Annotated in this window: 23 protein-coding genes; 13 read left to right on the top strand and 10 right to left on the bottom strand. The window is 59.4% G+C overall.

From position 1 onward, the window contains the following. Positions 1-54 precede the first annotated feature (54 nt). The 3 genes from ACIQT8_RS02445 (at position 55) to ACIQT8_RS02435 (ending at position 3,414) form a co-directional block, all read left to right on the top strand. Entirely contained in the window at positions 55-1,431 is a 1,377-nt protein-coding gene (locus ACIQT8_RS02445; protein ID WP_400962973.1) for a hypothetical protein, read from the top strand. Between the two features lie 45 nt (positions 1,432-1,476). Further along, positions 1,477-3,072 (top strand): hypothetical protein, encoded by a 1,596-nt coding sequence (locus ACIQT8_RS02440; protein WP_262525992.1) that lies wholly within the window; start codon positions 1,477-1,479, stop codon positions 3,070-3,072. Positions 3,073-3,165: 93 nt separating this feature from the next. Beyond that, a complete protein-coding gene (locus ACIQT8_RS02435) occupies positions 3,166-3,414 on the top strand; it encodes a hypothetical protein (protein WP_262525994.1) in 249 nt (82 codons plus the stop codon). Positions 3,415-3,657: 243 nt separating this feature from the next. Here the strand turns inward: ACIQT8_RS02435 and ACIQT8_RS02430 are convergent, their stop codons facing one another. After that, positions 3,658-4,278 (bottom strand): helix-turn-helix domain-containing protein, encoded by a 621-nt coding sequence (locus tag ACIQT8_RS02430; protein WP_400962969.1) that lies wholly within the window; start codon positions 4,276-4,278, stop codon positions 3,658-3,660. A gap of 262 nt (positions 4,279-4,540) precedes the next feature. Here ACIQT8_RS02430 and ACIQT8_RS02425 point away from each other — a divergent pair, with 262 nt between their 5' ends. The 6 genes from ACIQT8_RS02425 to ACIQT8_RS02400 all read left to right on the top strand — a co-directional run bounded on the left by ACIQT8_RS02425 (position 4,541) and on the right by ACIQT8_RS02400 (position 10,559). Then, positions 4,541-4,750, top strand: a complete 210-nt coding sequence (locus tag ACIQT8_RS02425; RefSeq protein WP_400962966.1) for a hypothetical protein — start codon at positions 4,541-4,543, stop codon at positions 4,748-4,750. 106 nt (positions 4,751-4,856) lie between these two features. Beyond that, positions 4,857-5,618, top strand: a complete 762-nt coding sequence (locus ACIQT8_RS02420; RefSeq protein ID WP_400962963.1) for a helix-turn-helix domain-containing protein — start codon at positions 4,857-4,859, stop codon at positions 5,616-5,618. A 156-nt stretch (positions 5,619-5,774) separates the two neighbouring features. Next, the gene (locus ACIQT8_RS02415) at positions 5,775-8,261 is read left to right on the top strand and encodes a CHC2 zinc finger domain-containing protein (protein ID WP_400962960.1); all 2,487 of its coding nucleotides are present in this window, start codon (positions 5,775-5,777) and stop codon (positions 8,259-8,261) included. Positions 8,262-8,355: 94 nt separating this feature from the next. Further along, positions 8,356-9,156 carry a glycoside hydrolase family 108 protein gene (locus ACIQT8_RS02410; RefSeq protein ID WP_400962957.1) on the top strand — a complete coding sequence of 267 codons (801 nt, stop codon included), beginning with the start codon at positions 8,356-8,358 and terminating at the stop codon, positions 9,154-9,156. Between the two features lie 158 nt (positions 9,157-9,314). Next, complete coding sequence (locus ACIQT8_RS02405) at positions 9,315-10,004, top strand: fumarylacetoacetate hydrolase family protein (RefSeq protein WP_400962954.1); 690 nt, start codon at positions 9,315-9,317, stop codon at positions 10,002-10,004. A 21-nt stretch (positions 10,005-10,025) separates the two neighbouring features. Then, complete coding sequence (locus ACIQT8_RS02400) at positions 10,026-10,559, top strand: gamma carbonic anhydrase family protein (protein ID WP_138792509.1); 534 nt, start codon at positions 10,026-10,028, stop codon at positions 10,557-10,559. Positions 10,560-10,586: 27 nt separating this feature from the next. On the opposite strand, the gene zur is transcribed toward ACIQT8_RS02400, so the two are convergent. The 3 genes from zur to znuC are packed head-to-tail and all read right to left on the bottom strand — an operon-like array spanning position 10,587 to position 12,743. Beyond that, positions 10,587-10,991: a zinc uptake transcriptional repressor Zur gene (gene zur / locus ACIQT8_RS02395; RefSeq protein WP_138792510.1), complete on the bottom strand. Its 405-nt coding sequence runs from the start codon at positions 10,989-10,991 to the stop codon at positions 10,587-10,589. Continuing rightward, positions 10,988-11,806, bottom strand: coding sequence for a metal ABC transporter permease (locus ACIQT8_RS02390; RefSeq protein WP_138792511.1), 819 nt, complete (start codon positions 11,804-11,806; stop codon positions 10,988-10,990). The genes zur and ACIQT8_RS02390 overlap by 4 nt, the downstream gene beginning before the upstream one ends. Continuing rightward, positions 11,799-12,743: a zinc ABC transporter ATP-binding protein ZnuC gene (gene znuC / locus ACIQT8_RS02385; protein WP_400962950.1), complete on the bottom strand. Its 945-nt coding sequence runs from the start codon at positions 12,741-12,743 to the stop codon at positions 11,799-11,801. Before znuC ends, ACIQT8_RS02390 begins: the two co-directional genes overlap by 8 nt. A gap of 104 nt (positions 12,744-12,847) precedes the next feature. On the opposite strand from znuC, the gene znuA reads away from it, so the two are divergent. Beyond that, positions 12,848-13,879 (top strand): zinc ABC transporter substrate-binding protein ZnuA, encoded by a 1,032-nt coding sequence (znuA, locus tag ACIQT8_RS02380; protein ID WP_400962947.1) that lies wholly within the window; start codon positions 12,848-12,850, stop codon positions 13,877-13,879. 29 nt (positions 13,880-13,908) lie between these two features. On the opposite strand, the gene ACIQT8_RS02375 is transcribed toward znuA, so the two are convergent. Further along, positions 13,909-14,961 carry a LacI family transcriptional regulator gene (locus ACIQT8_RS02375; RefSeq protein ID WP_138792514.1) on the bottom strand — a complete coding sequence of 351 codons (1,053 nt, stop codon included), beginning with the start codon at positions 14,959-14,961 and terminating at the stop codon, positions 13,909-13,911. A 505-nt stretch (positions 14,962-15,466) separates the two neighbouring features. On the opposite strand from ACIQT8_RS02375, the gene ACIQT8_RS02370 reads away from it, so the two are divergent. The 3 genes from ACIQT8_RS02370 (at position 15,467) to ACIQT8_RS02360 (ending at position 19,607) form a co-directional block, all read left to right on the top strand. Continuing rightward, positions 15,467-17,914 (top strand): glycosyl hydrolase 2 galactose-binding domain-containing protein, encoded by a 2,448-nt coding sequence (locus tag ACIQT8_RS02370; RefSeq protein WP_400962944.1) that lies wholly within the window; start codon positions 15,467-15,469, stop codon positions 17,912-17,914. A gap of 144 nt (positions 17,915-18,058) precedes the next feature. Then, positions 18,059-19,090, top strand: coding sequence for an L-glyceraldehyde 3-phosphate reductase (gene mgrA / locus ACIQT8_RS02365; protein ID WP_400962941.1), 1,032 nt, complete (start codon positions 18,059-18,061; stop codon positions 19,088-19,090). Between the two features lie 190 nt (positions 19,091-19,280). Next, a complete protein-coding gene (locus ACIQT8_RS02360) occupies positions 19,281-19,607 on the top strand; it encodes an RcnB family protein (protein ID WP_138792517.1) in 327 nt (108 codons plus the stop codon). Positions 19,608-19,674: 67 nt separating this feature from the next. Here the strand turns inward: ACIQT8_RS02360 and gndA are convergent, their stop codons facing one another. The 5 genes from gndA to ccoG form a co-directional block, all read right to left on the bottom strand. Continuing rightward, positions 19,675-21,105 (bottom strand): NADP-dependent phosphogluconate dehydrogenase, encoded by a 1,431-nt coding sequence (gene gndA, locus ACIQT8_RS02355; protein WP_400962937.1) that lies wholly within the window; start codon positions 21,103-21,105, stop codon positions 19,675-19,677. Between the two features lie 166 nt (positions 21,106-21,271). Next, positions 21,272-21,430: a cbb3-type cytochrome oxidase assembly protein CcoS gene (gene ccoS, locus ACIQT8_RS02350; protein WP_400962934.1), complete on the bottom strand. Its 159-nt coding sequence runs from the start codon at positions 21,428-21,430 to the stop codon at positions 21,272-21,274. Next, positions 21,427-23,712, bottom strand: a complete 2,286-nt coding sequence (locus tag ACIQT8_RS02345) for a cation-translocating P-type ATPase (protein ID WP_400962931.1) — start codon at positions 23,710-23,712, stop codon at positions 21,427-21,429. The genes ccoS and ACIQT8_RS02345 overlap by 4 nt, the downstream gene beginning before the upstream one ends. Next, the gene (locus ACIQT8_RS02340; protein ID WP_400962928.1) at positions 23,709-24,209 is read right to left on the bottom strand and encodes a FixH family protein; all 501 of its coding nucleotides are present in this window, start codon (positions 24,207-24,209) and stop codon (positions 23,709-23,711) included. Before ACIQT8_RS02340 ends, ACIQT8_RS02345 begins: the two co-directional genes overlap by 4 nt. Continuing rightward, entirely contained in the window at positions 24,206-25,789 is a 1,584-nt protein-coding gene (gene ccoG, locus ACIQT8_RS02335; protein WP_400962925.1) for a cytochrome c oxidase accessory protein CcoG, read from the bottom strand. The genes ACIQT8_RS02340 and ccoG overlap by 4 nt, the downstream gene beginning before the upstream one ends. Between the last annotated feature and the right edge of the window lie 15 nt (positions 25,790-25,804).

The raw sequence follows: 25,804 nt of genomic DNA, 5'->3' as shown, positions 1-25,804 counted from the left end.
AAGTCTTGGCGCTTGGCCTTAGATCGGATTCTCATCACCGCGCTGGGGAGCCAGATGAAATTTTCGATTCTTTTTGCAGCCTTTTTTCTCTCGTCCATCTCTGCGGCTCTGGCGGACTGTCCCGCCCCCGTCGACAGCAGCTTTGCGGCTGCAGCTAAGGCGAAGTTCGACTGTTCCAGTTCTCTGCCGCTGAAGGGGCATGAGACGGATCGGAAATTTCAGGTCCATTACGACTTCCCCAAGACCCTGCCAGATAATACCAAGCTGCCTTGGCTGAGCATCGATCCGCAGAAGGAACCGGCCACCTATATGAAGGCGATCCTTGGTTATGTGACCAAGGTGAATGCCCGCCCGGATATCGACTGGCGCATCGAGGACAACAAGGAAGAGCAATGGTGCGATGCGCCGTGGTTCTTCATGTTGCGTGAACCGCTGCGCGGCATGACGACCGAGCGCTGGTCGCGCCCCAAGGAACTGCACGCACTGCAGAAAGGCTGGGAGCGCAATTTCGCCGTCGGCATCTATAACGATGTCGCCTGTTACGGTTTTGGCCAGATCTGGGGCGATCCGGCCTTCCCGAAGACACGCGGTTTTGCCTTCGCGGAAGGTGCCGTTGCCGCCAAGATGCTGTTCACCACGGCCACGCCGCAGGACGTTCCCTATCTGGCAAATTCGAAGGAGTGGGAGGTTGCCGGCAAGAAGGACGGCGGCACCATGACGATGCGTCTTCTGCAACTCGACCTTTCGGTGAAAGACAAGCGCTCGCCGAACGGCTGGTTTTTCGGCACCTTCGTCTACAACGCTCTGCAACCCGGTGCGACGCCCTATGACCGGCTGGTGCCGGTGGGTCTGATCTGGGGCAGCGACCCAGCCCTGACTGCCAACGCCTATATGACCAAGGGTGCAACACCGACCGAAAGCTGGGTTAACCCGTTGATTGCGGCGCAATTTTACGCCCTTCCCCGCCAGCATCTCGGCCTTTTCGGCCGCGCCAACGGCCCGGTCGACAACCCCAAGTCCGCCTGCATTACCTGCCATCAGGGCTCGCTGGATTGGGGTACGGCCGTTTTGCCAAAAAGCTGGCAGGCGAGCGAAGCGGCAAAACTGATGCCGGGCGCACCTTACGACCCTTATGACGATGCGGCTGTCACGGCCTATTTCCGCAATATCGGCACGAATTCAGCGGTGGCTGATACACAGGCGCTGGACTACGTGCTGCAGGTTTCAAAGGGCATTGCCGCGTTCCGCAACTGGGTTGCAACCGACTTTCCGGACCAGGCGGCAGCCACCACCGATGTACCACCCTACCCGTTCAAACCCCAGCCACCCGGCGCTTTTGTGCCGACAGACGAAATTTCGCCTGACCTGGCAGGGCCTGAAGGGTGGGAAGAAAATGAACATGACACAACCGGTAAGCTTTTCCTTCGTTGAAGAAAGCTGATAGACAGGAATCTCATCTGTTTTCAGGCGCGACTTATGCTGTCCTTAAACGTCTTTGGCCGCTTTCAGATCGTTGATCAGTTTGGCACCGACTACAGCCCGAAAGGGCTGAAGGCGCGCGGCGTTTTCGCACTTCTGGCCATGTCGCAGGGCTATTCCCGCAACCGCGTCTGGTTGCAGGACAAGTTGTGGAGCGACCGCGATTCCAAGAAGGGATCGGACAGCCTGCGCCAGACGCTGGTGGAAATCCGCCGCACGCTCGGTCCCTACGAGGCCGCCCTCAAGACCGACCGTGAAAAGATCGCGCTCGACCCCGCGCAGTTTACCGTCACCTACAACCGGCCGGTCAGCGGTGAAGACTGGAACGACGAGCACAGCGCCTTTGCCGATCTCGATATTGCCGATGGCGAATTCGAGGACTGGATCAGAAATCTGCGCATGTCCTTTGCGGCGGAAACGACACCGCAAAATATACAACCTGTCAGGGCCGTGCACACGCCAACGCCGCCCAAACCGGCGATCTTTTTCCAGTGCCAGTCCGACAATCAGCCGGTGAGCGAACTGGTCATCACGCGGCTGATGACGCTGGCAACGACGTCGCTGCTCGACCGCGACGATTTCCAGATCTTCCCACAGACAACGCTGTTCGAAACCGGTGGCCGTGCCCCCGTCTCCGGCCTTTCCATTTCTGTGCGCGCCGTGACGATGGGCCTTGTCACCCACGTGGCCTTCGCCATCAATCATGCAGAAACGGGCCAGCTCTACTGGTCACGCACCGTTCCCATTCTCCTCGCCTCGGAAGAAGCCTTCGTTCAGGAGTGCGGCACGCTGGTGCAGGCCGTTCTTTCGACGTTCCGTGAGCGGAAGGACCAGCTTTCGATTTCCAACTCGGCCGCCATGCTGGCCGGTCATGCCCGCGATCTGATTTTCCGCTTCGACCGCACCAGCCTCAAGGATGCCGACACGCATCTGCGTTACGCCTATGATCGCGAACCGCGCCCGCAATATCTGGCTTGGCGCGCATTCCTGCGCAACATGGCGCAGTTCCAGCACCGCACCAGCGCCTTTCTGGAGGACAGCATCAGCTCGTCAGAACTGGTGCAGGAAGCACTGCGTCAGGAAGGCGGCAGCGCCAGCATTCTGGGCATCGGCGCTCACCTCGAATATCTGGGTGGCGGTTCGAGCCGTGGATCACTCAGAATGGCCGAACGCGCCGTCAGCCTCGATCCGCTCAACGCCGTCAACATCGCCATCCTCTCCAACACCGAACTGGTGCTCGACAAGCTGGAAGACAGCCGCCGCTCGGCCACGACGGCCCTGTCACTGACCGGCGGCGGTGAACATCGCGCTCTGGTGGAATTTTTCTGCTGCATGTCGGCCTCGGCACTCGGCGATTATCCGACCGCCATCGGCCATGCCGAGGTGGCGTTGATGCTGCGCCCGGCTTTCCGTGCGCCGCTTCGTTATCTCGTGGCGCTTTACAAGCAGATGGGCATGATTCCCGAGATGGAAAACGCCATTTTGCAACTGCGCCAGCTCGAGCCCGACTTCACGCCACAGCGCTTCCTTGACGACGATTACCCCGTCACGACCATGCGACGCATCCGACTTATCGAAACTATCGCAAGTTAAGTGCTTCAATTCACACGCAGCTCACGGTCGATTCACGCTGGAATCACGATAGCGGTCTAGTTGTACCTAATTGCAAAAAATCAGGGGCCGATCATGAGTGATACCAAAATTGTTTCAGATCATCTGAATGCCGCTTTGCTTGCCACCAAATCCGACAGGCCGTTTCTGGCCTATCTGATCCAGATGGCGCTGATTGAAGCCAAAACCGTACCCGAACAGGTGCACCAGAAGAACGAAGTCAACGAACTGAAAGACTACCTGTTCCCCTATGGCAGCACCGAGGAATTCCTGTCCAAGCCGCTGCAGTTCCGTGCACGCAGCCGCGTCGCTGGCTTCCTTTGAGACCATCACTACCCGCGGATCATGAGATTTTGTCCTGACTGCTCACGCAGTCAGGCCGCATTGCGTTTCGCTGCGGATTTTCCTTCGCAGGCCATGGCACTCCCCGCCACGGGCACAATCCCACCGACCATCGCGACACTATGAATTCCGGGCCGCGCCAGCATTGTGCCGCCAGCATCACGCGCCTGTTCAGCGCTGAGGGCGAAAGCCCGTCCTTCCCTCATGCGAAACGAACGACGTGATTTACGGGATCACCGCAATGATGGGCGATGCTGCCAGAAGAGCGACCTCTTCCGACTTGCCGGCCGGCGAGACAAGACTTGCCTCTCCCGTTTTGCGGGCCCGCTCCACCTTTGCCAGAACCTGCCTGCCATCCCTCAGACGGCAGATCGACAGCGCTCCGATTGCGGACGCATCGACCATATCAGTCTGGCTGAACAACAGCACCGCATCATCCCAGATCGCCAGAGCACCTGATGACGCGCGGATCTGCGCCGCGACGACCTGTCTGTTGTAATGACCACCAACGGCAAGCTGCGCTTTCTCAACGACGGAGGCTGGCAAAGGTCTGGGCTCCGGCAACATCTCGATCGTGCCGCTTTCGTTGATCGTCGCAGCCAGAACGATGCGCGCCTGCGGCCCATCCGCCTCGGTCGTGATACCGGCATGTTTCATCACATCCGCCAGCGAAACACCCAGAAAACCGGCAATCTGCGTGGCCTCGTCCATCCGCATCCTGCGATGGCCGGAAAATGTACGGGAAACGGCGGAGGGATCGGAGTCCATGTGTCGGGCCAGTGCACGAAGCGATTTGCCCGTATCTTTCAACCGGGCATGAAACCAGTCACCATCAATAGCCGCCATAAAAATCCCCTGGCACATCCGTATTGTTGTATATTTGTTGCAAAATTCACAACGATATGCAAGCGCCTCCTTGCTGAACCGTGCTGACATAACGCTAAGATCGGCAAGAAACGGCGCACTCCCGACATCCTTGCTTAATTTTCTTCGATCGCATGTTGCTCACTGTTGACGTTGCGATTATAGCAACATATTGTTGACGGACACAACGAATGATTTGACCGTCCCAGGGATGATGAACCTGAACATGCGCCGGAGGGCTGACATGCGCGACAAGCCGCTTTCCATGCTTGAGCAGTCGGAACTGATCGAAGAGCTGATTGGTCGCTGCACGATGCGCAACGGCGCGTTTTCGCAGGAAACCGTTCTCGTCATCAACGGCCCTACCGTGGATGACCTGGCGCATCTGGCAAGCCGGCTCCGGCGCATGTCGCATCATCAGACCAGGATCGAGAAAATGGTGATGGGCAAATGAGACATGCCCTTTTCCGCTCCGCGCCCCGCTCACAAGCAATCGCGCCTTACGCTGCCATTGGCTGAGCGAAGGCGTCCCCGCAGCAACAGATTATGGAAGGCAAGCCATGACCATCAGAGCACAACACCCCTCGCATGCCGCCCGCTCAGCACCGGAAACCACGATCCCGAACTGCAACTTTCCGTTTTTCGGCGACCAGTTGAGCCGGGAGCAGGCCCGCGACCTGTTTTTCTATGACAACGGCCGCCTGCTGTGGCGCGAAGGCTCACGTCGCCGGCGCCCCGATGCAGGGTCGGAATATTATCGCAAGAGCACCAGACAGGACCCGATCTGGGTCATTCTGCTCGGCGCGCGTGGTGAGCAGCGTTTCTACATGCGTCGCTATCTGGTCTGGAACTGGCATTTCGGTGAAACGGACCAGATTCTCGTCCCGCGCGATGGCGACCACCTGAATGACCGGATCGGCAATATCGGTTTTGCCGGGCGCCTGGCGAAACCGGAAATAAAGTCGACAGTGCCTGAAAGACCGCTGTTTGAAAGCCGGTACGGCGTCAACTGCCCGTGCTGCGACGCGCCGGTGCAAACCATGTCGGCCGATATTGCCACGCAGGTCTATGGCATAACCGAGCAGCAATCGCGTATCCTGCGGGCCGTCTGGAGCGGCAAGGGAAAACCCGTCCAGATGGAGCGCGTTTTCACCGAAATGTATCACGACGACCCCGAAGGCGGCCCCACGCAGGTCAAGATGTATGCGGCCTTCAAGGTGGCTCTGTCGCATCTGCGTAGCAAGCTGAAAGGCTCCGGAATTTCGATTGTGACCGTTGGCTACCGTCAGGGCTACCGGCTGATCCTGCAGGACAAGGTGTGATTGCCGACCGGGGTCAACGGGCAGCAGACCTTGCCGTCAACAAGGAGAACGTGGAGGGAAATCCCGTCGCAAACCCCTGAGAATTTCAAAGACGGCGCTCGTTTTGCGTCACCAATGTTGCGTTAATCACAACAATCAAACAAGAGCAGCAACGTAATGTCCTCTGATGTCGAACGGTTACGCCGTGATGTTTCCTTATCCGCGACGGCAGAGAGCTACGGTTTCAGGCTGGAGCGCAACGGTCACGAGTTCCAGACCTGCTGCCCGTTCCATGCCGAAAACACGCCGTCCTTCACCATTTTCATGGGCCAGGATGGCGTGCAGCGTTTCCACTGCTTCGGCTGCGGCGAAAAGGGGGATGTCCTCGATTTCGTCCAGAAGATCAAAGGCGTCGCCCTGCCCGAAGCGGTTCGTATTCTCGGCGGTGCGGATACCGCCCGTGCCAATACCAGGCGACAAAAGTACGATGCACCCGACCGCTATGACGGCATCACCCCGATAGATCCGCCGTCGCAAGCGCTGCATGCCGGACGCCGCGTGCGGCTTTATAACCCCAAGAGAAAGGGCCAGCACAGCGAATGGGGCACCTTCGCGCCCGCAATGGTATTTCCCTATCGCCGCACCGATGGCTCCCTGCTGGGTTACGTGCTGCGCCATGATCTGCCCGGAGGCGCCAAGGAAACGCCAATGGTCATGTTTGTGCGGTTGCCGGATGGCAGGCAGACATGGTGCCGTTTCCCCTTCCCCAAGCCCCGGCCGCTCTACGGCCTGCATGAACTCGGCGATGCCCGTGAGGTCTATGTCGTCGAAGGTGAAAAGTGCCGCGACAGGCTGCACAGGGCGACCGGCCTCACCGTCGTCTCATGGGCAGGCGGCACCCAGGGCGTCAAACACACCGACTGGTCGCCACTGGCCGGTCGCAAAGTCACCATCTGGCCGGATTTCGATGCGCCGGGCATGGCAACAGCCACGGAAATTACAACCGCTCTGACCGGGCTTGGCGCAGAAGCACGCCATGTCGGGCTGACCGAGATTGACGCAGCCTCCGAGATCGAAAGCTACGGTTTCGAAAACTGGCAGACGGGCGATTTTCCGAAAAAGGGTTGGGACTGCGCCGATGCGGTGGAGGCGGGCTGGGGCCGCGACCAGCTCATCCGCTTCCTCAACACCACCATGCGGCCCATGACCCCGCTTGCCTCCCAGCCTCAGGAAAAATCACCGTCCAGAAAGGTGCCTCTGGGTGCAGATGGTATCGAGGCCATGCCCGAGATGTTTCCAGGCCAGATGTATGGATCGGAAGTCTGGCTGGCGCGGGAATTTCACCACGAGATGAAGAAGGCCTGTGGCGGCCAGATCGTGCGCGCCGAGGGAAAATTCTGGGCTTTTGGCCCAACCGCCTGGCGGCCGATTTCCGACCAGAAGATCAGGCTTGCCATGCACGCGCTGGACGCCATCGGCATTGGCGTGAAGGAAACGCCGCTCAAGCTCGGCAAACGCATGATCGATGGCATCATCAACGAGCTGGGAACACGCGTGTCGGACGACGACTTCTTCAAAAGCCCTGTCGTTGGCATGAATGTGAAGAACTGCACCATCACCATCGACGACAAGGGAAAGGTGGATTGCCGTGCCCATGATCCGCAGGATCGCTTTCGCTTCACCATCAATGCCGAATATCATCTGCACACCGATAGCCATCCACCCGAGGGTTCGTTGCTGCACAGGCTGCTTTACGGTGCCTTTCGCCATGATGCCGATGCCGCCGACAAGATCCACCTGATCTCCGAAATGCTGGGGGCAGCAGCCTTCGGTCTTGCGACGCGTGTAAAACAGCCGAAGGCCTTCATCCTGCTCGGCGAAACCGCCAATAACGGCAAATCAACCATTGCCGCGCTGTTTCGCGCACTTTTGCCAGAAGGTGCCGTATCCTCCATCTCCCCGGCTTTCTTCAACGATGAAAAGCGCATCATCAACCTCGCAGGCAAGGCCGCCAACGTCGCAGACGAGCTGAGCGCTGCGGCAATTGCCGGAGAAGAGTTCAAGGCGGCAGTGACCGGAAACCCGATTGAAGGCCGCAGTCTCTACAAGGATGTGGTTAGTTTTTCGCCACGCGCCCTGCACTGCTTCACCACCAACACCCTGCCCCGCTTCAACGGCGGCATCGATCGCGGTCTGCGGCGACGGCTTGTGGTCATGCAGTTCAACCGGTCGATCCCTGACAGTGAGGTCATCACCGATATTGCCGAACGCATTCAGGCAGAAGAGCTTGATCTGCTGCTCGGCTTTGCCGTTGCCGGTGCAATCCGCCTGAAAAAGAACGGCGGCTACACCATTCCGGAAAGCTCGAAGGAAGCACTCAATGCCTGGCTGCTGCTCGACCCGCTCAATGAGTGGTTTGACATCCGCGTCGTGCCCATCACGCACGAACCCCGTGGCGGCTGGCTGCGCACCAGCAAGCTTTTCGAAAACTTCAGGAACTGGGCCGTGGAACAGGGTTACAAGGAAAGCTTCCTGCCCCCGGTCAACACCTTCTCCCAGCGGCTGAAATCCATGCCGAATGTGCAGTTGAAACGTCTGAGTTCAGGCATGGTCGCGCAAGGCGTCACCATTGAAGGCGTCACCCAATATGGTGATGTGTTCTGAAGCTTCACCCCGCCGGGATCGCGCCCCCATGCCATGCGGATAACCATTGGCGAGGGAAACTTGCCGCCTCATCATCCATTGAGGACATCGCGACATGGCAAAACAGAATTTCGAGGCATGCCTCGCCTTCACGCTTGCGGCCGAGGGCGGGCTTTCGAAGGACCGCAGGGACCCCGGCAACTGGACGGACGGCAAGGTCGGCCTTGGTGAGTTCAAGGGCACGAAACACGGCATTTCCGCCGCAGCCTTTCCCACGCTGGATATCGCCAATCTGACCGTCAAGGATGTCGCCCCGATCTACAGGACACGGTACTGGGATGCGGTGCGTGGCGACGAACTGCCGCCAGGCTTCGATCTCGCCACCTGGGATTACGGCGTCAATTCCGGGCCGGCACGCGCCATCCGCGAGGCGCAGGCCGTGATCGGCGCCCCCGTCGACGGCAAGGCCGGTCCCGTCACCCTGCGCAAGGCCTCCTCGGCCGGCGTCAAGGAAATTCAGGCGCTCTGCGCCCGTCGCCTGAGCTTCATGCGCGGCCTGAAAATCTGGAGCATCAACAAAAATGGCTGGACGGCCCGTGTCGCGAAGGTCGAGGCGAAGGGTGTCGCCATGTATCTCGCCGCAACGGGATCGGCAGCCTCAGCCACAAAGGCGCTTGCCGAAGAAAGCCAGAAGGCAGCCCACAGTGCAGAGAAGAACGGCAATCAGGCAGCCCTCGTCGGCACGGGTGGCACGGTGTCCGTCTCGACGGGTATTTCCTCCTGGACGGGCTTTTGTCTCGGCATGCTGGTCGTGCTGGCGGCAATGTCCGTCATTCTCGCAGTTTACAGGAAAAACAGGCGGCGCGCTGAAGCCTATCGCGCCGAAGTGACCGCGCTCTCCGACGCGGGCGCCTGACAGGGGTTGAGAGGCAGCCAAACGCAGGGGCCGCAGGACTGCGGCCTTTTTTCGTTTCCAGAAGCACGAGAGGACTGCAAGCGCGGTTTTTGAACTGGTAATTGCCCTGGAATTGCGGGAAAAGACTGGCACCTGAAGTCGATGCAAGGAAGCTTTTCATGGCCGCAACTGTCATTCCCACACCGCAACCGGTTCTTCTCCCCGTCGAAGGCACCAGCGAGACGTTTCCGGTACGGCGCGTTTATTGTGTTGGCCGCAATTACGCCGACCACGCCATTGAAATGGGACATGATCCGTCGCGCGAGCCGCCCTTCTACTTCCAGAAAAACCCGGACAACCTGCTGCCAGCAGGTCGCGATTTCCCCTACCCGTCGCTGTCGTCCAACGTGCATTACGAAGTCGAATGCGTGGTCGTTCTGAAAAGCGGCGGTTCGGATATTCCGGCCAGTGAAGCACTGGATCACGTCTGGGGTTATGCCGTCGGCATCGACATGACGCGCCGCGACCTGCAGGACGGCCTGAAGAAGATGGGCCGCTCCTGGGAAGGCGCCAAGGCATTCGAATTTTCCGCACCGGTCTCGCCCGTCGTGCCCGCGTCGAAAATCGGCCATCCCTCCACCGGCGCCATCTGGCTTGATGTCAACGGCACGCGCAAGCAGACCGGCGATCTCTCGCAGATGATCTGGAAAGTACCGGAAGTGATTGCCGAACTGTCCAAGCTGTTCACGCTTGCCGCCGGCGATGTCATCATGACCGGCACACCCGCAGGCGTTGGCCCCATCGTACGCGGCGATCTGATCGAATGCGGCGTCGACGGTGTCGGCACGCTATCCGTCAAGGTCGCGTAACGCAAACCGGGAGGAGAACCGATGCCGCTTTACCGTCTGGGAGACAGAACGCCCCAAACCCCTGCCCCTGACCGTTACTGGGTTGCCCCCGATGCAAATGTCATCGGGTCGGTCACGCTAGAAGAGGATGTCGGCATCTGGTTTGGCGCGACGCTGCGCGGCGATAATGAGCCGATCAGCGTTGGCCGCGGCACAAACATTCAGGAAGGCGTGATGGTGCACAGCGATCCCGGCTATGCCGCGACGATCGGTGAGATGTGCACCATCGGCCACCATGCCATCGTTCACGGCTGCACCATTGGCGACAACTCGCTGGTCGGCATGGGCGCAACCATCCTGAACGGCGCGAAGATCGGCAGGAACTGCCTGATCGGCGCCAATGCGCTGATTACCGAAGGCAAGGAATTTCCCGACAATTCTCTCATCGTCGGGTCGCCGGCACGGGTGATCCGCACACTGGACGACGATGCGGTCGCGGCGCTGCGCCGTTCGGCCGAGAAATACATCGAAAACTGGAAACGGTTTTCGAACGACCTGCAACTCGTGCAGGAATAGAACCGGTCCAGTCAGACCGGTAGCAAATCAGGATGCACAGGCAGCGCAGAGGCCACGAATTTCAATCGTGGTCTTTTCCGCCTTGAACTTGTGATCCTTGACCCAGCGTTCCAGACGATGATCGATGTCGTGATCGTGAAACTCGGTCACCTGCCCGCACGCCTCGCAGATGGCAAAAGCGACAGTGCCGTGGTGATGCGTGCAGCACTCCGCCTGGGTATGGGTGCAGGCAACGAAGGCATTCAGGCTTTCCAGCCGATGCACCAGCCCGAACTCGATGAGTTTTTCCAGCGCACGATACACCTGCAACGGGGCGCGGAAACCGTCATCGCGCAGCTTGTCGAGGATCATGTAGGCGCTGAGCGGGCCTTGCGAGTTCGACAGCGCGTTCATCACCAGAGACTGGTTCTTGGTCAGATTTTGCGCATTCATGACTTGCCTCCCTCATCGGCCGCACGGGAAGCCCCCGGTAACGGCAGCAGGCTTACAACGAACAGAACGACTGCGGCAACCACGATCGACGGTCCGGACGGCGTATCGTAGGTCAAAGACCCCATCAGCCCACCGAAAACCGCGATGGCCCCGATCAGCGACGCGATCACCGCCATGACCTCAGGTGTGGACGAAAAGCGTCTGGCCGTCGCAGCCGGAATGATCAGCAGCGACGTAATCAGCATGATGCCGACGACCTTCATGGCGATGGCAATGACGAGCGCCATCAGCAGCGTGAACAGAAGCTTCGCAAGTTCCGGGTTCAACCCCTCCGCCTCTGCCAGTTCGGCATTGACGGTGGATGCCAGAAGCGGCCGCCACAGCTTGACCATGACGCCAATCACAACGAGACCGCCGCCCCAGATCAGCGCAATGTCCGTTGTCGTGACAGCCAGGATATCGCCGAACAGGAAGGAAATGAGGTCGATCCGCACCCAGGTCATGAAGGCGACGATCACCAGACCGATGGCCAGCGCCGAGTGCGAGAGAATGCCAAGAAGCGCATCCGCAGACAGAGCCTGCCGGCGCTGCAGGAACAGCAGCAGCACGGATACCAGCGAGGCGACCAGAAACACGCTGACCGTCAGATTGATCTGGAAGAGAAGCGACAGCGCCACGCCCAGCAGCGCCGAGTGCGCCATCGTATCGCCGAAATAAGCCATGCGCCGCCACACGACGAAACAGCCAAGCGGCCCGACGGTCAGTGCAACGCCGATACCGGCGATCATGGCGCGAATGAAGAAATCGTCAAACATGCCGCTCTCCGTGTTTTGTATCGGAGGTCACAGCATCCGCCGAATGATCGTGTCCGCAGCCGCAGCCATCATGATCGTGATCGTGGTCGTGGTGATCGTGATGATGGGCATGCGTTGAATGGTCGTGGTCATGATGGTGGCCGTCATCGGGATGGCAATGGTCGGTGACCGAGCCATCAGCGTGCAGGACGCGGCCGTCGGGCAGATGGGTATGATCGTGATGATGGCTGTAAACGGCCAGTGCCTTGGCAGCCGTGCCACCGAAAAGCTGCATATATTCGGCGCTTTGGCTGACCGCCTGCGGCGTACCACGGCAGCAGACATGGCCGTTCAGGCAGATCACCGTATCGGTTTCCGCCATCACCACATGCAGGTCATGCGAGATTAACAAAACGCCGCAATTCGTTGAATTTCTGATATTTTTAATCAGTTCATAGAGCGCGATCTCGCCGGAGAAATCGACCCCCTGCACAGGTTCGTCCAGAACCAGAAGATCCGGCTTGCGCGCAATGGCCCGCGCCAGCAGCGCACGCTGAAACTCGCCGCCGGACAGGTGCTGAACCTCGGCATTGGCAAGATGGGCAATGCCCGTGGCATTCAGGGCCGCATCGATTTCCCGGGCCGGGAGCGGCCCGGTCAACGTCATCAGACGCCGCACGGACAGCGGCATTGTCCAGTCGACGGAAAGCTTCTGCGGCACATATCCCACCCGCAACCCATCGATGCGCGAGACAGCGCCCTCGCTCGGCTTCAACACGCCGATCGCCATTTTGGCGCTGGTCGATTTGCCAGATCCGTTCGGACCGATCAGGGTGACGATCTCGCCCTTGCTGACGGAAAAATCCACGCCGCGCACCAGCCAGCGACCGCCGCGCTGAATACCGGCATTGGAAAGAGACACGAGTGTATCACCACCCTTGGGGGCAGAATGAAGCATGGGATTATCCGATTGGCGATGTTGCGTACCGCTATCGCATACGTTATAGCGTTACGCAATAAATGTAATAACATAACCATCTTCTTCAAGTGGAGTGACTTTTCATGAGACCAATCCTGATCGCGCTGGCGGCATCCGCCTCGATAGCAGCCATGGCGTCGAGCGCGATGGCCGCCGCCCCCAATGTCGTGGTCTCGATCAAGCCTGTCCACTCCCTCGTCGCCGCCATCATGAAAGGCGTGGGCGAACCGCAACTGATCGTCGATGGCGCGGCCTCCCCGCACATCTACAGCCTGAAACCGTCCAACGCCCGTACGCTGGAAAAAGCCGACATGGTGTTCTGGGTCGGCCCCGGCCTCGAAGCCTATCTGGAAAAGCCGCTGCAGGCGCTGGCCAGCAAGGCAACGGTCGTGGAACTGGAAGATGCCGAGGGGCTGGAAAAACTGCCATTCCGCGAAGGCGGTCCTTTTGAAGCCCACGATCACGGCGACCATGAAGGACACGATCATGAGGCCGAAGAAGCCCATGAGCACAAGCACGATGGCGAAGAGCATGCCGACGACCACAAGGATGGCCATGATCACGATCATGGGCATGGGCATGGGCATGGGCATGCACATGGCGAATACGACATGCACCTCTGGCTCGACCCGGCAAATGCGAAGGCGATGGCACGCTCGATCGAGGCAGCTCTTATCAAGGCCGACGCGGACAATGCCGCCACCTATCAGGAAAACGCCCGCAAGCTGCTGACGGATATCGACGCTCTCGATGCGGAGCTGGCGGAAACCGTAAAGCCGATCAAGAATAAGCCCTTCATCGTCTTCCACGATGCCTACCAGTATTTCGAACACCGCTACGGCGTGAAGACGGCAGGCTCCATCACCGTCAGCCCCGAGACCATGCCGGGGGCGGACCGCGTCAAACAGGTGCAGCAGAAGATCCGCGAACTCGGCGCCACCTGCGTGTTTGCCGAACCGCAATTCGAGCCGAAGCTCGTCTCAGTCGTCATGGAAGGTACGGATGCCAGGTCTGGAACGCTGGACCCCGAAGCAGCAACCCAGACACCCGGCCCCGATCTCTATTTCGAGATGATGCGCGGCATCGCCAGGTCGCTGAAGGACTGCCTGTCCTGACAGGTCTCTGCTGACCGCACAGATGGCGCTCAGGGCTTGGGCGCCATCGACGACCATACAGGCTTGCTGACACTCTGCAGCGTCTCCGCCGGCTCGCCATTGATGCGTGCCAAAAGTGCCGCCGCAAGCTCCCTGCCCGCCAGCTTGATATCCTCGTTCACAGTGTGAACCTGCGGCTTGATCCAGTTCAGGAACTCGGCCGACTGCTTGGACACGACGTCGATATCCTCACCGATCTTCACACCGGCCGCCTCGAACCCGGCCATCAGCGCAATGGTGCTGCTGCCGCTGATCGACACGATGCCGTCTGGCCGGTCCTTCCCGGACATCAACTGTTCGCCAAAATCGCGCAGCTTGTCGAGCGGGGTTTCAATGGTGACGGAATCCAGCGGAAACTCCGACACGCCGAAATGCCGGATGGCCCGGTTGAAACCTTTTCTGGCGTGGTCGTGAAAGGAAAACCGCGAAGGCGGCACGATGATGGCGATCTTCTTGCGCCCGCACTGCACCAGCCGCTCCACAGCCTCGTAGGCATAGGCCTCGTTGTCGAAGTCGTGATAGGCGTGCTCGATGCCCATGTCGCTGCGTCCATGCGTGACAAACGGCATGTTGCGCTCGGTCATGAAGCGAACGCGCGGATCATCCGGCTGGATCTTGGAAATGATGACACCATCGGCCGATCCGGTGTCGAGAATGTAGCGGATCGGCACCATCGAATCCTTGGCATGCGTGTGCGGTGTCACGACAAGATGATATTGGGTCGCGGCCAGAACCTCGGTGATACCGAACACCATCTGGCTGGTAAAACCCATCAGCTCTTCATCGACGCTCAGCACCAGTGCAATGACATTGGTCTTGCCGGTGCGCAGACGAACGCCGGCGCGGTTCGGCTGGTAACCGATCTGCCTGGCAATCAGCCGCACACGTTCCTTGGTATCGGCGCCAATGTCGGGAGCATCCTTCAATGCGCGTGAAACGGTGGTGATGCCGAGGCCTGTCATAAACGCGATGGTCTTCAACGTTGGGCGCTCACCCGCACCTATCGAAACGTTGTCACTGTCGGTTTTCCCAGTATCGTTCATGTCATTTCGCCATGCTTTATCAGTAATGATCATAGATAGCTTTTGCCATCTTGCAAAGGCGCCAGGCAGTCTCCGTCATCAACTATGCTGCCTTTCCTCCCGACACCTACTGTAACGATATAGGAGACAAAAATCGACAGCCGAACGAAGAAGAAAATTCTCTAATTCTTGGCGTCAATACAGCACCCCGGCGCTTTCTTGCCTCATTAAAGACTTCAGAAATATCACGCAACCTATTGATTTATAATTTTCATGATCAAAACACGTGGATGACATGTCCCGATCTGGAACATCAACATCGACAATAACGGCGATCGTCGTCTGAGGGCATGACGGCGCGGAAATTTTACGGTAACGTTGCCGCTGGGAGGACTGTTCGAAGAGTGCCGGAACCGGTTTTGCCGGGCGGCGTTTCCACGATATCGTCTCCCGAAATTCAGATGCCAGCTTGCATGACGATGCCATGCGACATTGACAATGCCCGCACGAAAAACAGGGTCCAAAAATGGTTTCTTCTTCCTCGCCCGACACGCTTATCGATCTTTCCGGGCACTGGTCCCTGTCGTCTGCGGAAGGAGATCATCGCACCGAAATCCCGATCCCCGGCGATGTTCATACGGCGCTGAAAAATGCCGGCATCATCCCCGACCCCTATCACGGCCGCAACGAGAACGACGTGCAATGGGTCGCGCACCGCGACTGGCTGATCGAGCGCACCTTCGTGGTCGAAGACGTCGACGCAAGCTGGTATCTCGATATCGATTATCTCGACACCGTCGCCATCGTCTACATTAACGACGCGCCGGTGCTGACCAGCGACAATTGCTTCCGGCGGTATCGCCCCGATGTTTCGAATGCGCTGCGTCCCGGTGAAAACACCATCCGCATCCGCTTTCACTCCAACATTACCGCCGGTGCGGAACGGCAGGCACGGCAACCCTTTTACATTCCCTACCACGAAGGCAACTCACCGATTGCCAACGGCAACATGCTCAGAAAGCCGCAATGCCACTTCGGCTGGGACTGGAACATCGCCATCGCCCCGCTTGGCCTTTACGGCACGATTGCCCTGAAGCGGCTGGACACAGCCCGCATCGAACATGTCGTCACCTCGCAGCACCATGTCGAAGGTGGCGTCGAACTGCATGTGGCCGTGACGCTTTTTGCCGAACATGCCGCAAGCGTTACCCTGCACCTGTCGCTGGATGATGAAAGACTGCGCCTCGATTGCGGTGTCGGCGCTGGCGAGACGACGATCCAGCACGTCTTCTTCGTCGAGAACCCCAGGCTCTGGTGGCCGGCGGGCAGCGGTGAACAGGCGCTCTACACGCTGACTGTCGATTTGCCGGATGAGACCGTGACGCGCCAGATCGGTCTGCGAACCGTCGAGCTTCTGACGGACAAGGATGAAGCGGGCAGCCGTTTTGCCTTCCGCATCAACGGGCGCGAGATCTTCTGCCGTGGCGCCAACTGGATTCCGGCCGATGCCCTGCACTCCCTGACGAGCCGCGAAAAGACCGAGGATCTCCTTTGCTCCGCTGCGGAAGCCAACATGAACATGATCCGTGTCTGGGGCGGCGGCTTCTATGAACAGGACTGGTTCTACGATCTCTGCGACCGGCTTGGCCTGATGGTCTGGCAGGACTTCATGTTCGCCTGCAACCTTTATCCCTGCAGCGAGGATTTTCTGGAAAATGTGGAACACGAGGTCACCTACCAGGTGCAGCGGCTGTCCTCCCATCCCTCGCTCGTACTGTGGTGCGGTGACAACGAACTGGTCGGCGCGCTGACGTGGTTCGACGAATCCCGCGATAACCGCGACCGTTATCTGGTTGCTTATGACCGCCTGAACCGCACCATCGAGCGCGCCCTCAGGAAGGCGGCGCCCGAAGCGCTCTGGTGGCCCTCCAGCCCTGCCTCCGGTTATCTCGATTATGGCGACGCGTGGCATGCGGATGGATCGGGTGACATGCACTACTGGTCGGTCTGGCACGAGAACAAGTCATTCGACAATTACCGCTCCATCAAGCCACGCTTCTGCTCGGAATTCGGCTTCCAGTCCTACACCTCCATGCCCGTCATCCGCACCTATGCGGAGGAAAAGGACATGAACATCTCCTCCCCGGTGATCGAACTTCACCAGAAGAACGCCGGTGGCAACGAGCGCATCGCCGGCACGATGTTCCGCTACTTCCGCTTCCCGAAAGACTTTGCAAGTTTCGTTTATCTGAGCCAGGTGCAGCAGGCGGTGGCAATCCGTACGGCTGTCGATTACTGGCGCTCACTGAAACCGCATTGCATGGGAACGCTCTACTGGCAGCTCAACGACACATGGCCGGTCGCGTCGTGGTCGAGCCTGGATTACGGCGGCAGCTGGAAGGCCCTGCACTACGCCGCCCGCCGTTTCTTCCAGCCTGTCACGGTGGTGGCGATCCCGTCGGAGGATGGCAGCAGGCTCAGCTTTTCGATGGTCAACGACAATGGCGAAGACGTCGAGATCGACATCAACATCCTGGCATTGACGATGGATGGAAACCGCATCCCGCTGAAATCCGCCAATGGCACATGCGGGCCGGATGCTGCGGCCGTTCTGACCGAAATCGATCTTGCCAGCCTGCCGGATGGCGCGTTGCTGGCATGGAACTTCATCGCCTCCAATGGCATGACGGGCGAAGGCCACCATGCCCGTGACACCTACAAGGCGCTGGAACTGCAGCCTTCCGGCCTCACATTCATCACCAAGGCACTGCCGAACGGAGAATTCGAAATCGACGTGACGGCAAAGGGGCTTGCACTCTTCGTCATGCTCGAGGCCGATCTGCCCGGTCGTTACTCCGATAACCTGTTCGATCTGGCAGCGGGCGAAACACGCCGCGTACTGTTCACGCCGAAAGACGAAAACAGACACGGCAGGCAGCCGCATTTCACCATTCTCGACCTTCAATCCTGCTAGGTCGTCGACACCGTATTGAAGGTGACGGACAAACACTCTAACCATTTCAATGGCGAACAATCCCGCCTCACGGCGGGCTTGTCTCATCCAGTTCAAAGGTTGCCGGTGTCTTCGGCAACTCTCATCAGCAAGTGGAGGAAAGACATGGCTTGGCAACCGGCCGAAAACCGTTATGCGTCCATGAAGTACAATCATTGCGGCCGTTCAGGCCTCAAGCTTCCGGCGATCTCGCTGGGGCTCTGGCACAATTTCGGCAATGACACCCCGCACCAGACCAAACAGGCAATATGCCGCCGTGCGTTCGACCTCGGCATCACCCACTTCGATCTCGCCAACAACTACGGCCCGCCACCCGGCAGCGCCGAAATCGCCTTCGGTGAAATTCTGAGGACCGATTTTGCCGGCTACCGCGATGAGCTCGTCATCTCCTCCAAGGCCGGATACAACATGTGGCCGGGTCCTTATGGCGAATGGGGCAGCCGCAAATACCTCATCTCGTCCTGCGATCAGAGCCTGAAGCGCATGGGTCTCGACTATGTCGATATCTTCTATTCGCATCGTTTCGACCCGAACACGCCGCTCGAAGAAACCTGCGGCGCGCTGGATCAGATCGTCCGCTCCGGCAAGGCGCTCTATGTCGGCATTTCCTCCTACAACTCCAAGCGTACGCGCGAGGCTGCGGCGATCCTCAAGGATCTCGGCACGCCCTGCATCATCCACCAGCCGAGCTATTCGATGATCAACCGCTGGATCGAGGAAGACGGCCTGGTCGATACGCTCGAGGAACTGGGCGTGGGCTCCATCGTCTTTTCGCCGCTGGCACAGGGCATGCTGACGACGAAATATCTGGGTGGTGTGCCGGATGGCAGCCGCGCGACGCAGGGCAAGTCGCTCAATCCCGCTTTCCTGAACGATCAGAACGTCGAAAACATCCGCGCTCTGAACCGTATCGCCGAAAAGCGCGGCCAGACACTGGCGCAGATGGCAGTTGCCTGGGTTCTGCGCGGTGGCCGCATCACCTCGGCGCTGATCGGCGCCAGCCGGGTCGAGCAGGTCGAGGATTGCGTGAAGGCTCTCGACAATCCCGATTTCACCGCCGAGGAACTGGCGGAAATCGATCGTTACGCACGCGATGCTGACATCAATCTGTGGGCGAAATCCGCAGAACGCAAATAACGAAAAAAGACGGCCGCCCGGTTTTGCCGGGCGGCCTGAAGACCATCGAAATGCCCGCAAAAATCTCCAAACAAGAGATTAATTTCCGCTGCTAAGCATTAACAACCATTACATAAATGTAATTTTAAATTCAGTTTCCGTTCATTCGTTTATTCGTAAATTCCTCCCATCGAAACAAGAGGAAACACTCATGAAAAAGTTCATCACCGTTCTTCTGGCCGCAACCGTTCTCGCTGCTCCGATGGCACAGGCACAGAGCCGTCACGACGACCGTCACCGCAGCGTTCGCATCGAACGCGAAGTCACCACCAAGAAGGTCATCGTCAAGAAGCATCGCTGGGATCGTGGTCAGCGCCTCTCCGCTGGTGAACGTCGCAACTACATCGACCGCCGCGACTACCGCCGTTACCGTCTGTCCGAACCGCGCCGTGACCAGCGCTGGGTTCGCGTCGACAACCAGTTCCTGCTCATCAACGCCGTCAGCGGCCTGATTGTTGGCCTGGCTGCAGCACGCTAAGGCAAGCACCGGCATCAAAAGAAAAGGCCCGCTTTCGCGGGCCTTTTTTATTGGTCATTTTCTGCAATCAGAAAATGTCAGCACCGCTGCCCCACGGGCCATGCGGCTTGTCCACACCGTCGGTGCGCTCAAAGCCGTGTGCGCCGAAGAAGTCGCGCTGTGCCTGGATGAGGTTCGCGCTGCCGCGGCCACGACGGTAAGCGTCGAAGTAACCGAGAGCAGAAGCCAGAGCCGGAACCGGCAGACCGGACAGAACGGCGTAGGAAACGACGCGACGCAGCGGCGCATCGGTGTCCTTCACCATGGTCGAGAAGGCCGGCGTCACGATGAGGTTGGCCACATGCGGGTCCTTCGTGAAGGCCGAGGTGATCTCATCGAGGAACTGCGAGCGGATGATGCAACCAGCGCGCCAGATGCGGGCGATCGTCGGCATCGGCAGGTTCCAGTTGAACTCGTTCGAGGCTGCCGACATGATGGCGAAGCCCTGCGCGTAAGCACCGATCTTGGCGGCCAGAAGCGCGCTTTCCAGATCGGCGATGAAGGCTTTCTTGTCAGCCGGGGAATCGACGAGGCCCGGCAGACCGAAGATCTTTTCGGCAGCTTCGCGCTCATCCTTCTGCGAAGACAGGATACGGGCTGCAACGGCCGCTTCGATGGCGGTGGCAGCAACGCCCATGTTCTGTGCTTCGATGACCGACCACTTGCCGGTGCCCTTCTGGCCGGCCTTGTCGAGGATCAGGTCGACCATCGGCTTGCCGGTGATCGGGTCTGCGGCGCGCAGAACCTTTTCGGTGATCTCGATCAGGTAGGAGTTGAGGCGACCCTTGTTCCACTCGCCGAACACGTCAGCGATTTCAACGGCGCTCATCTTCAGGCCGTCGCGCAGGATGCCGTAGATTTCGGCGATCATCTGCATGTCGGCATATTCGATGCCGTTGTGAATGGTCTTGACGAAGTGACCGGCGCCATCGTTGCCGAGCCATGCAACGCACGGGTCTTCGTTGTACTTGGCGGAGATGGAGGTCAGAACCTTCTCGACGCGCTTCCAGCTGTCTTCCGTGCCGCCGACCATGATCGACGGTCCGTGACGGGCACCTTCTTCACCACCGGAAACACCCATGCCGATGAAGGTCAGGCCGCTATCCTTGAGGTTGTCGAAACGGCGGATGGTATCGCGGAAGTTCGCATTGCCGGCGTCGATCATGATGTCGCCGTTGGCCAGGTGCGGCTTGAGGATTTCCATCTGCTGATCGACCGGATCGCCGGCCTTGATCATGATGATGATCGGGCGTGGAGGACGAATGGCGGCGACGAATTCTTCAATGGTTTCGCAAGGGATCAACTGACCCTTCAATTCGCCAGCCTCGGCGTAGAATTTTCTCGTAGCTTCCGGGGTCCGGTTGAAAACGGCAATCTTGTTGCCCTTTTCTGCGATGTTCAATGCCAGGTTCGAGCCCATGACACCGAGACCGATCAAACCGATTTCTGCCTGTTCCACGGATGTGCCTCCATCTTGCTTTTTGAGTGGTCGTGTTGTGGCACTGTAATGAACAAACAGCAAGGCTGAGGCGGGCTTAAACGATTAAATTTTGATGACGCAAGTCAGCTTTGCATATTTGCTTGAGGTCCATAAGCTGGAGTTATGGCGGATCGGCGACATCCTCTCAGGACGGTTTTGGCCTGTCGTCACCGTCATCGAGCACGCGCCACGCCGCCCCATCCATATCGTCATACTGGCCCGCTTTCAGCGACCAGAGAAAGGCGAAAAGACCGAGACCGCCGAGAAACAACGCCACCGGCATCAGGTAGATCAGCATGTTCATGCCGCCTGCACTCCCTGCCCCAGACGCACGGCCGGCATGTCGATTTCGGTTCCGGCCCTGTCGGCGCCAGCAAGACGCAGGGCATTGGCGACAACGATCAAGGACGACGTCGACATGGCAATCGCCGCGATCATCGGTGTGGCATAACCGGCAATGGCAACAGGCACGGCGATCGCGTTGTAGCCAATCGCCAGGGCAAAGTTCTGGCGGATCAGTTGCCCTGCCCGCCGCGCCGTATCGATGGCGAACGGCACGGCCTCCAGGCTCTCATGCATGAAGACGAAATCAGCCGCCTGGCGGCCGATGTCAGCGGCGGTCGCCGGTGCCATCGACACATGTGCCGCAGCAAGCGCCGGCGCATCGTTGATGCCATCGCCCACCATCAGCACACGCTTTCCCTCGCCCGCAAGCATCACGCAGCGCGCCGCCTTGTCCCTGGGCGAAAGCTCCGCGCCCCACCTGTCGATGCCAAGCCGCTCTGCCAGCAGCCTCACCGCAGCCTTGCGGTCGCCGGACACGACTTCGCTGCTGATGTGCCATGCGCCGAGCCGGCCGAGCACATCGGCCCCACCGGGTCGCAGACTATCCTCGAATGCGAAAGCAGCCAGCAATTTTCCATCCTGCGACAGCACCACCTCGGAGAGCGTGCCCGCATCGCCGCCCCCGATGTCGGAGGGGCATGCAAAACGGCGATTGCCGAGCCTGTAGATGCCGGATGCGGTGACAGCCTCCACCCCCGAACCCGGAATTTCGCTGACCGTATCATATGAGGAAATGGAGCCCTGACGTGCATCGTAAAGCGCCCTGGACAACGGATGGTTCGAATGGGCGGCAAGCCCCGCAGCAATCGCCATGGTCGTGTCGGGCATATCGGCGGAACCCACGAGACGTGGCCTTCCTGATGTCAACGTTCCGGTCTTGTCGAACAGCACCGTGTCGATGTCCGCCAGCCGTTCCATCGCAGACCCGTCCTTGACCATCACGCCGCGCCGGAAGAGCCGTCCTGCGGCCACCACCTGCACCACGGGTACGGCAAGGCCAAGCGCGCATGGGCAGGTGATGATGAGCACGGCAATGGCAATCAGCATGGCCTGTTTCCAGTCACCACCGAAAATGCCCCAGCCAAGGAATGTCAGCAGGGCCAGCAGATGCACGACGGGCGAATAATAGCTGGCGGCGCGGTCGGCGATGCGGCGATAACGCGCCCTGCCCCCCTCGGCCGCTTCCATCAGTGCAATCACTTCCGAAAGGAACGACTGTTTCGCCGAGGCCGTGACGCACGCCGTAAGTGAACCGGTGAGGTTCAGCGTACCGGCCTGCAGATGGTCGCCGCTCTCCACGCGGCGCGGCGCGCTTTCGCCATTGACGATGGACATGTCGAGATCGCTGCTGCCGCTTGTAACCGTCGCATCGACAGGCACCCGCTCTCCCGCCACGATTGCAATCGTGTCGCCCGGTTTGATCTCATCGAGTGGCCGGTAATCGCGCGAACCGCTGGCATTGACCAGCATTGCCCCACGCGGCGAAAGCCTTGCCAGACCGGCAATGGCCGAACGCGCCCTGTCGCGCATGATGTGATCCAGCGTGCGGCCGATCAGCAGGAAGAACAGCAGTGACACGGTGGCATCGAACCAGGCATGTGCGCCGTGATGGATCGTTTCCCACAGCGAGACGGCATAGGAGAGCGTGATAGCAAGCGCAATCGGCACATCCATGTTGGTCCTGCCGTGTTTCAGCGCATTCCAGGCCGAGATGTAAAAGAAGCGACCGCCATAGATCAGCGCCGGTGCGGCAATCATCGCCGAGATCCAGTGGAACATGTCGCGGGTCGCCGCATCCGCACCCGACCAGACCGATACGGACAAAAGCATGATGTTGGCAGAGGCAAAACCGCAGAGTGCCACAGCGCGGATGAGCTGCTTGCGCAGGTCATCCGAGGCATCCTGACTGGCCGAAAAAAGATGCGCCTGATAACCGGTTGACTGGATAGCGCCGACAAGCTCGGCGGGATCGGTCTTGATCCCCGCAACTGCGTCTCTCCAGACGATGGCTACACGCCGCGAGGAAAGATTGACGCGTGCCCGCTCGACGGCTGGATGCCCCCGCAACGCGCCTTCAATGGTGGAGATGCAGGTGCCGCAATAAACACCCGGCACGCTCAGATCCGTCTGGCGAAGGCCCTGACCCAGATCGCGGCTTGCCAGCAACAGCTCCTCGGCAGATGGCGGATTGCCGCCATTTAACGCAAGCGAGCCCTCCGTTCCCGGTGCACAGCAGCTCATGGACGTCCCCTGATAATGGCGATGCGGGTGCCCTCATGCACGATCACCCGGCCATCCTTGACGGCGATCACTTCGACGATCCATTGGCCCGGCAGCACGTCATGAGAACCGGTAAATACGCCTGTCGAAACCGGAGTAAGTTCCATATCGAAGTTCTGATGCTCCCCCACCGGACGGCGGAAATGCGCCGTGACCGTGTCGGTCTCGACCGGTCCGGTCTGCGGATGAAATATCTCGTAGCGCATGCCGTTCCTGTCGACGGAAAGCCTGCCTTCGATACCGCTCGCCGCTCGCGCCTTGGCGGCTTCCGCCTTGCCGTTGAACTGCTGGCTGGCGACATAGGTGTTCTGAACCACCAGCCCGCTCCAGCTTGAGACGGCATTCCAGGCCATGATCATGTTGACGGTGATGATCGTACCGAAGAACAGCACCATTACACCCAGCATGTGCCAGCCGGTAAAGGTAAAACCCGGCGCTTGCGATTTCTGGACAGTCATTTTTTTACTCCCGGGCCATTGAAGACGGCGTCGTAACGCGCCGTTTCATGGCCCTGCACATCACTGACAATGAATTCGAAATTTTCCGACGCAGAGGAGACGTCCTCTCCCGGCAAGGTAACGAACACCTTCAATGTCGTTGCCTCATCCGGCTCCACCAGCACATCGAAGCTGCGCGACGGATCGGCCTGCATGCCGTTGATCTTCATCACCGCATTCGCAATGCCGTCGATGGTCAGGCTGACGGTACGCGGCTCCGGCACCATGTTGAGAATACGCACCGTATAGCCGTTGCGGATCGAGCCATTCGATTCCAGCACATATTGCGGATTTCGATCGTGCAGCACGTTGACCGCCAGACGGTCGCGGGTTGCAAGCGCCACCAGCAGCCCGACACCGATTGCCGCCCATGCAACGGTGTAGATGATCGTCCGTGGACGGAAAATGATGCGCCAGTCGAACTGGCGGACGGCGGCTGCGAAATTGCCATCCGCATTGCGGACATTGCCGGGGCGTATCTCATGACGTCCGCCACCGGTCGCGAGCGCCATGTTCGACTGGTATTCGGCAAGTGTGGCATAGGCGATCAGCCCCTGCGGCTTTCCGGTCTTGGCCATCACGCCGTCGCAGGCATCGATGCACAGCGCGCAGGTGATGCATTCGAGCTGCTGCCCGTCGCGAATATCGATGCCCATGGGACAGACCGCGACGCAGGCGTTGCAATCGACGCAATCCCCCACCGGTTCGCCGGCCGCAACCACCCTTTTCGCATGGCGCGAACGCGGCTCGCCACGCCAGTCATTATAGGTCACGACCAGCGAGTTCTCATCCAGCATCGCCGCCTGGATGCGCGGCCAGGGACACATGTAGGTGCAGACCTGCTCCCGCATCAGCCCGCCGAACACATAGGTCGTCGCCGTCAGGATCGCGACGGTCATATAAGCGACCATCGCCGCCTGCCCCGTCATGAACTGCCAGGCGAGTGTCGGCGCATCGGCGAAATAGAAGATCCAGGCACCACCCGTCGCAACACCGATCAGCAGCCAAATGCCGTGCTTGAGAACCCGCTTGCGCACCTTGTCGAAGGTCCAAGGCCCGGCATCGAGTTTCATCCGGGCGTTTCTGTCGCCCTCGATGGCGCGCTCGACAACCAGAAACAGATCGACCCACACCGTCTGCGGACAGGCATAACCGCACCACGCGCGCCCGACCGCAGAGGTGATGAGGAAAAGTCCAAGCCCTGCCATCACCAGAAGCCCGGCAATGAAGAAGAATTCCTGCGGCCAGATCTCGATGAACAGGAAGTAGAAACGGCGATTGGCAATATCGATCAGCACCGCCTGATCCGGCGCAAAGGGCCCACGATCCCATCTGAGCCACGGTGTCAGATAATAGATGCCGAGCGTGACCAGCATGACCAGCCATTTGAAGCGGCGGAAACGACCCTCGGCACGTTTTGGAAAGATTTTCCGGCGTGCCTCATAGAGCGGCTTGCGCAGTCTGGCGGAGTTCACCGCCTCCGCCTCAAGCCGTTCAGGGGATGGTCCGGCGCTTTGCTGATCGGCGCGGTAAATATTCATGATGCAAGGTCCGTT

Origin of the sequence: Agrobacterium sp. NPDC090273, assembly GCF_044772305.1 — a bacterium.
Classification (GTDB): Bacteria; Pseudomonadota; Alphaproteobacteria; order Rhizobiales; family Rhizobiaceae; genus Agrobacterium.
The sequence above is the reverse complement of the archived record's forward strand: the minus strand, read 5'-3'. Positions and strand labels throughout refer to the sequence as shown.

Bases quoted from the DNA above. Each gene is read 5' to 3' on its own strand.
- ACIQT8_RS02340 (WP_400962928.1), bottom strand. From the start codon at position 24,209: ATGACTGTCCAGAAATCGCAAGCGCCGGGTTTTACCTTTACCGGCTGG.
- zur (WP_138792510.1), bottom strand. From the start codon at position 10,991: ATGAATGCGCAAAATCTGACCAAGAACCAGTCTCTGGTGATGAACGCG.
- ACIQT8_RS02415 (WP_400962960.1), top strand. From the start codon at position 5,775: ATGTCCTCTGATGTCGAACGGTTACGCCGTGATGTTTCCTTATCCGCG.
- ACIQT8_RS02425 (WP_400962966.1), top strand. From the start codon at position 4,541: ATGCGCGACAAGCCGCTTTCCATGCTTGAGCAGTCGGAACTGATCGAA.
- ACIQT8_RS02410 (WP_400962957.1), top strand. From the start codon at position 8,356: ATGGCAAAACAGAATTTCGAGGCATGCCTCGCCTTCACGCTTGCGGCC.
- ACIQT8_RS02445 (WP_400962973.1), top strand. From the start codon at position 55: ATGAAATTTTCGATTCTTTTTGCAGCCTTTTTTCTCTCGTCCATCTCT.
- ACIQT8_RS02375 (WP_138792514.1), bottom strand. From the start codon at position 14,961: ATGAACGATACTGGGAAAACCGACAGTGACAACGTTTCGATAGGTGCG.
- ACIQT8_RS02435 (WP_262525994.1), top strand. From the start codon at position 3,166: ATGAGTGATACCAAAATTGTTTCAGATCATCTGAATGCCGCTTTGCTT.
- ACIQT8_RS02400 (WP_138792509.1), top strand. From the start codon at position 10,026: ATGCCGCTTTACCGTCTGGGAGACAGAACGCCCCAAACCCCTGCCCCT.
- znuA (WP_400962947.1), top strand. From the start codon at position 12,848: ATGAGACCAATCCTGATCGCGCTGGCGGCATCCGCCTCGATAGCAGCC.
- ACIQT8_RS02405 (WP_400962954.1), top strand. From the start codon at position 9,315: ATGGCCGCAACTGTCATTCCCACACCGCAACCGGTTCTTCTCCCCGTC.
- ACIQT8_RS02360 (WP_138792517.1), top strand. From the start codon at position 19,281: ATGAAAAAGTTCATCACCGTTCTTCTGGCCGCAACCGTTCTCGCTGCT.
- ACIQT8_RS02420 (WP_400962963.1), top strand. From the start codon at position 4,857: ATGACCATCAGAGCACAACACCCCTCGCATGCCGCCCGCTCAGCACCG.
- ACIQT8_RS02390 (WP_138792511.1), bottom strand. From the start codon at position 11,806: ATGTTTGACGATTTCTTCATTCGCGCCATGATCGCCGGTATCGGCGTT.
- ccoG (WP_400962925.1), bottom strand. From the start codon at position 25,789: ATGAATATTTACCGCGCCGATCAGCAAAGCGCCGGACCATCCCCTGAA.
- znuC (WP_400962950.1), bottom strand. From the start codon at position 12,743: ATGCTTCATTCTGCCCCCAAGGGTGGTGATACACTCGTGTCTCTTTCC.
- ccoS (WP_400962934.1), bottom strand. From the start codon at position 21,430: ATGAACATGCTGATCTACCTGATGCCGGTGGCGTTGTTTCTCGGCGGT.
- ACIQT8_RS02345 (WP_400962931.1), bottom strand. From the start codon at position 23,712: ATGAGCTGCTGTGCACCGGGAACGGAGGGCTCGCTTGCGTTAAATGGC.
- ACIQT8_RS02370 (WP_400962944.1), top strand. From the start codon at position 15,467: ATGGTTTCTTCTTCCTCGCCCGACACGCTTATCGATCTTTCCGGGCAC.
- ACIQT8_RS02440 (WP_262525992.1), top strand. From the start codon at position 1,477: ATGCTGTCCTTAAACGTCTTTGGCCGCTTTCAGATCGTTGATCAGTTT.
- ACIQT8_RS02430 (WP_400962969.1), bottom strand. From the start codon at position 4,278: ATGGCGGCTATTGATGGTGACTGGTTTCATGCCCGGTTGAAAGATACG.
- mgrA (WP_400962941.1), top strand. From the start codon at position 18,059: ATGGCTTGGCAACCGGCCGAAAACCGTTATGCGTCCATGAAGTACAAT.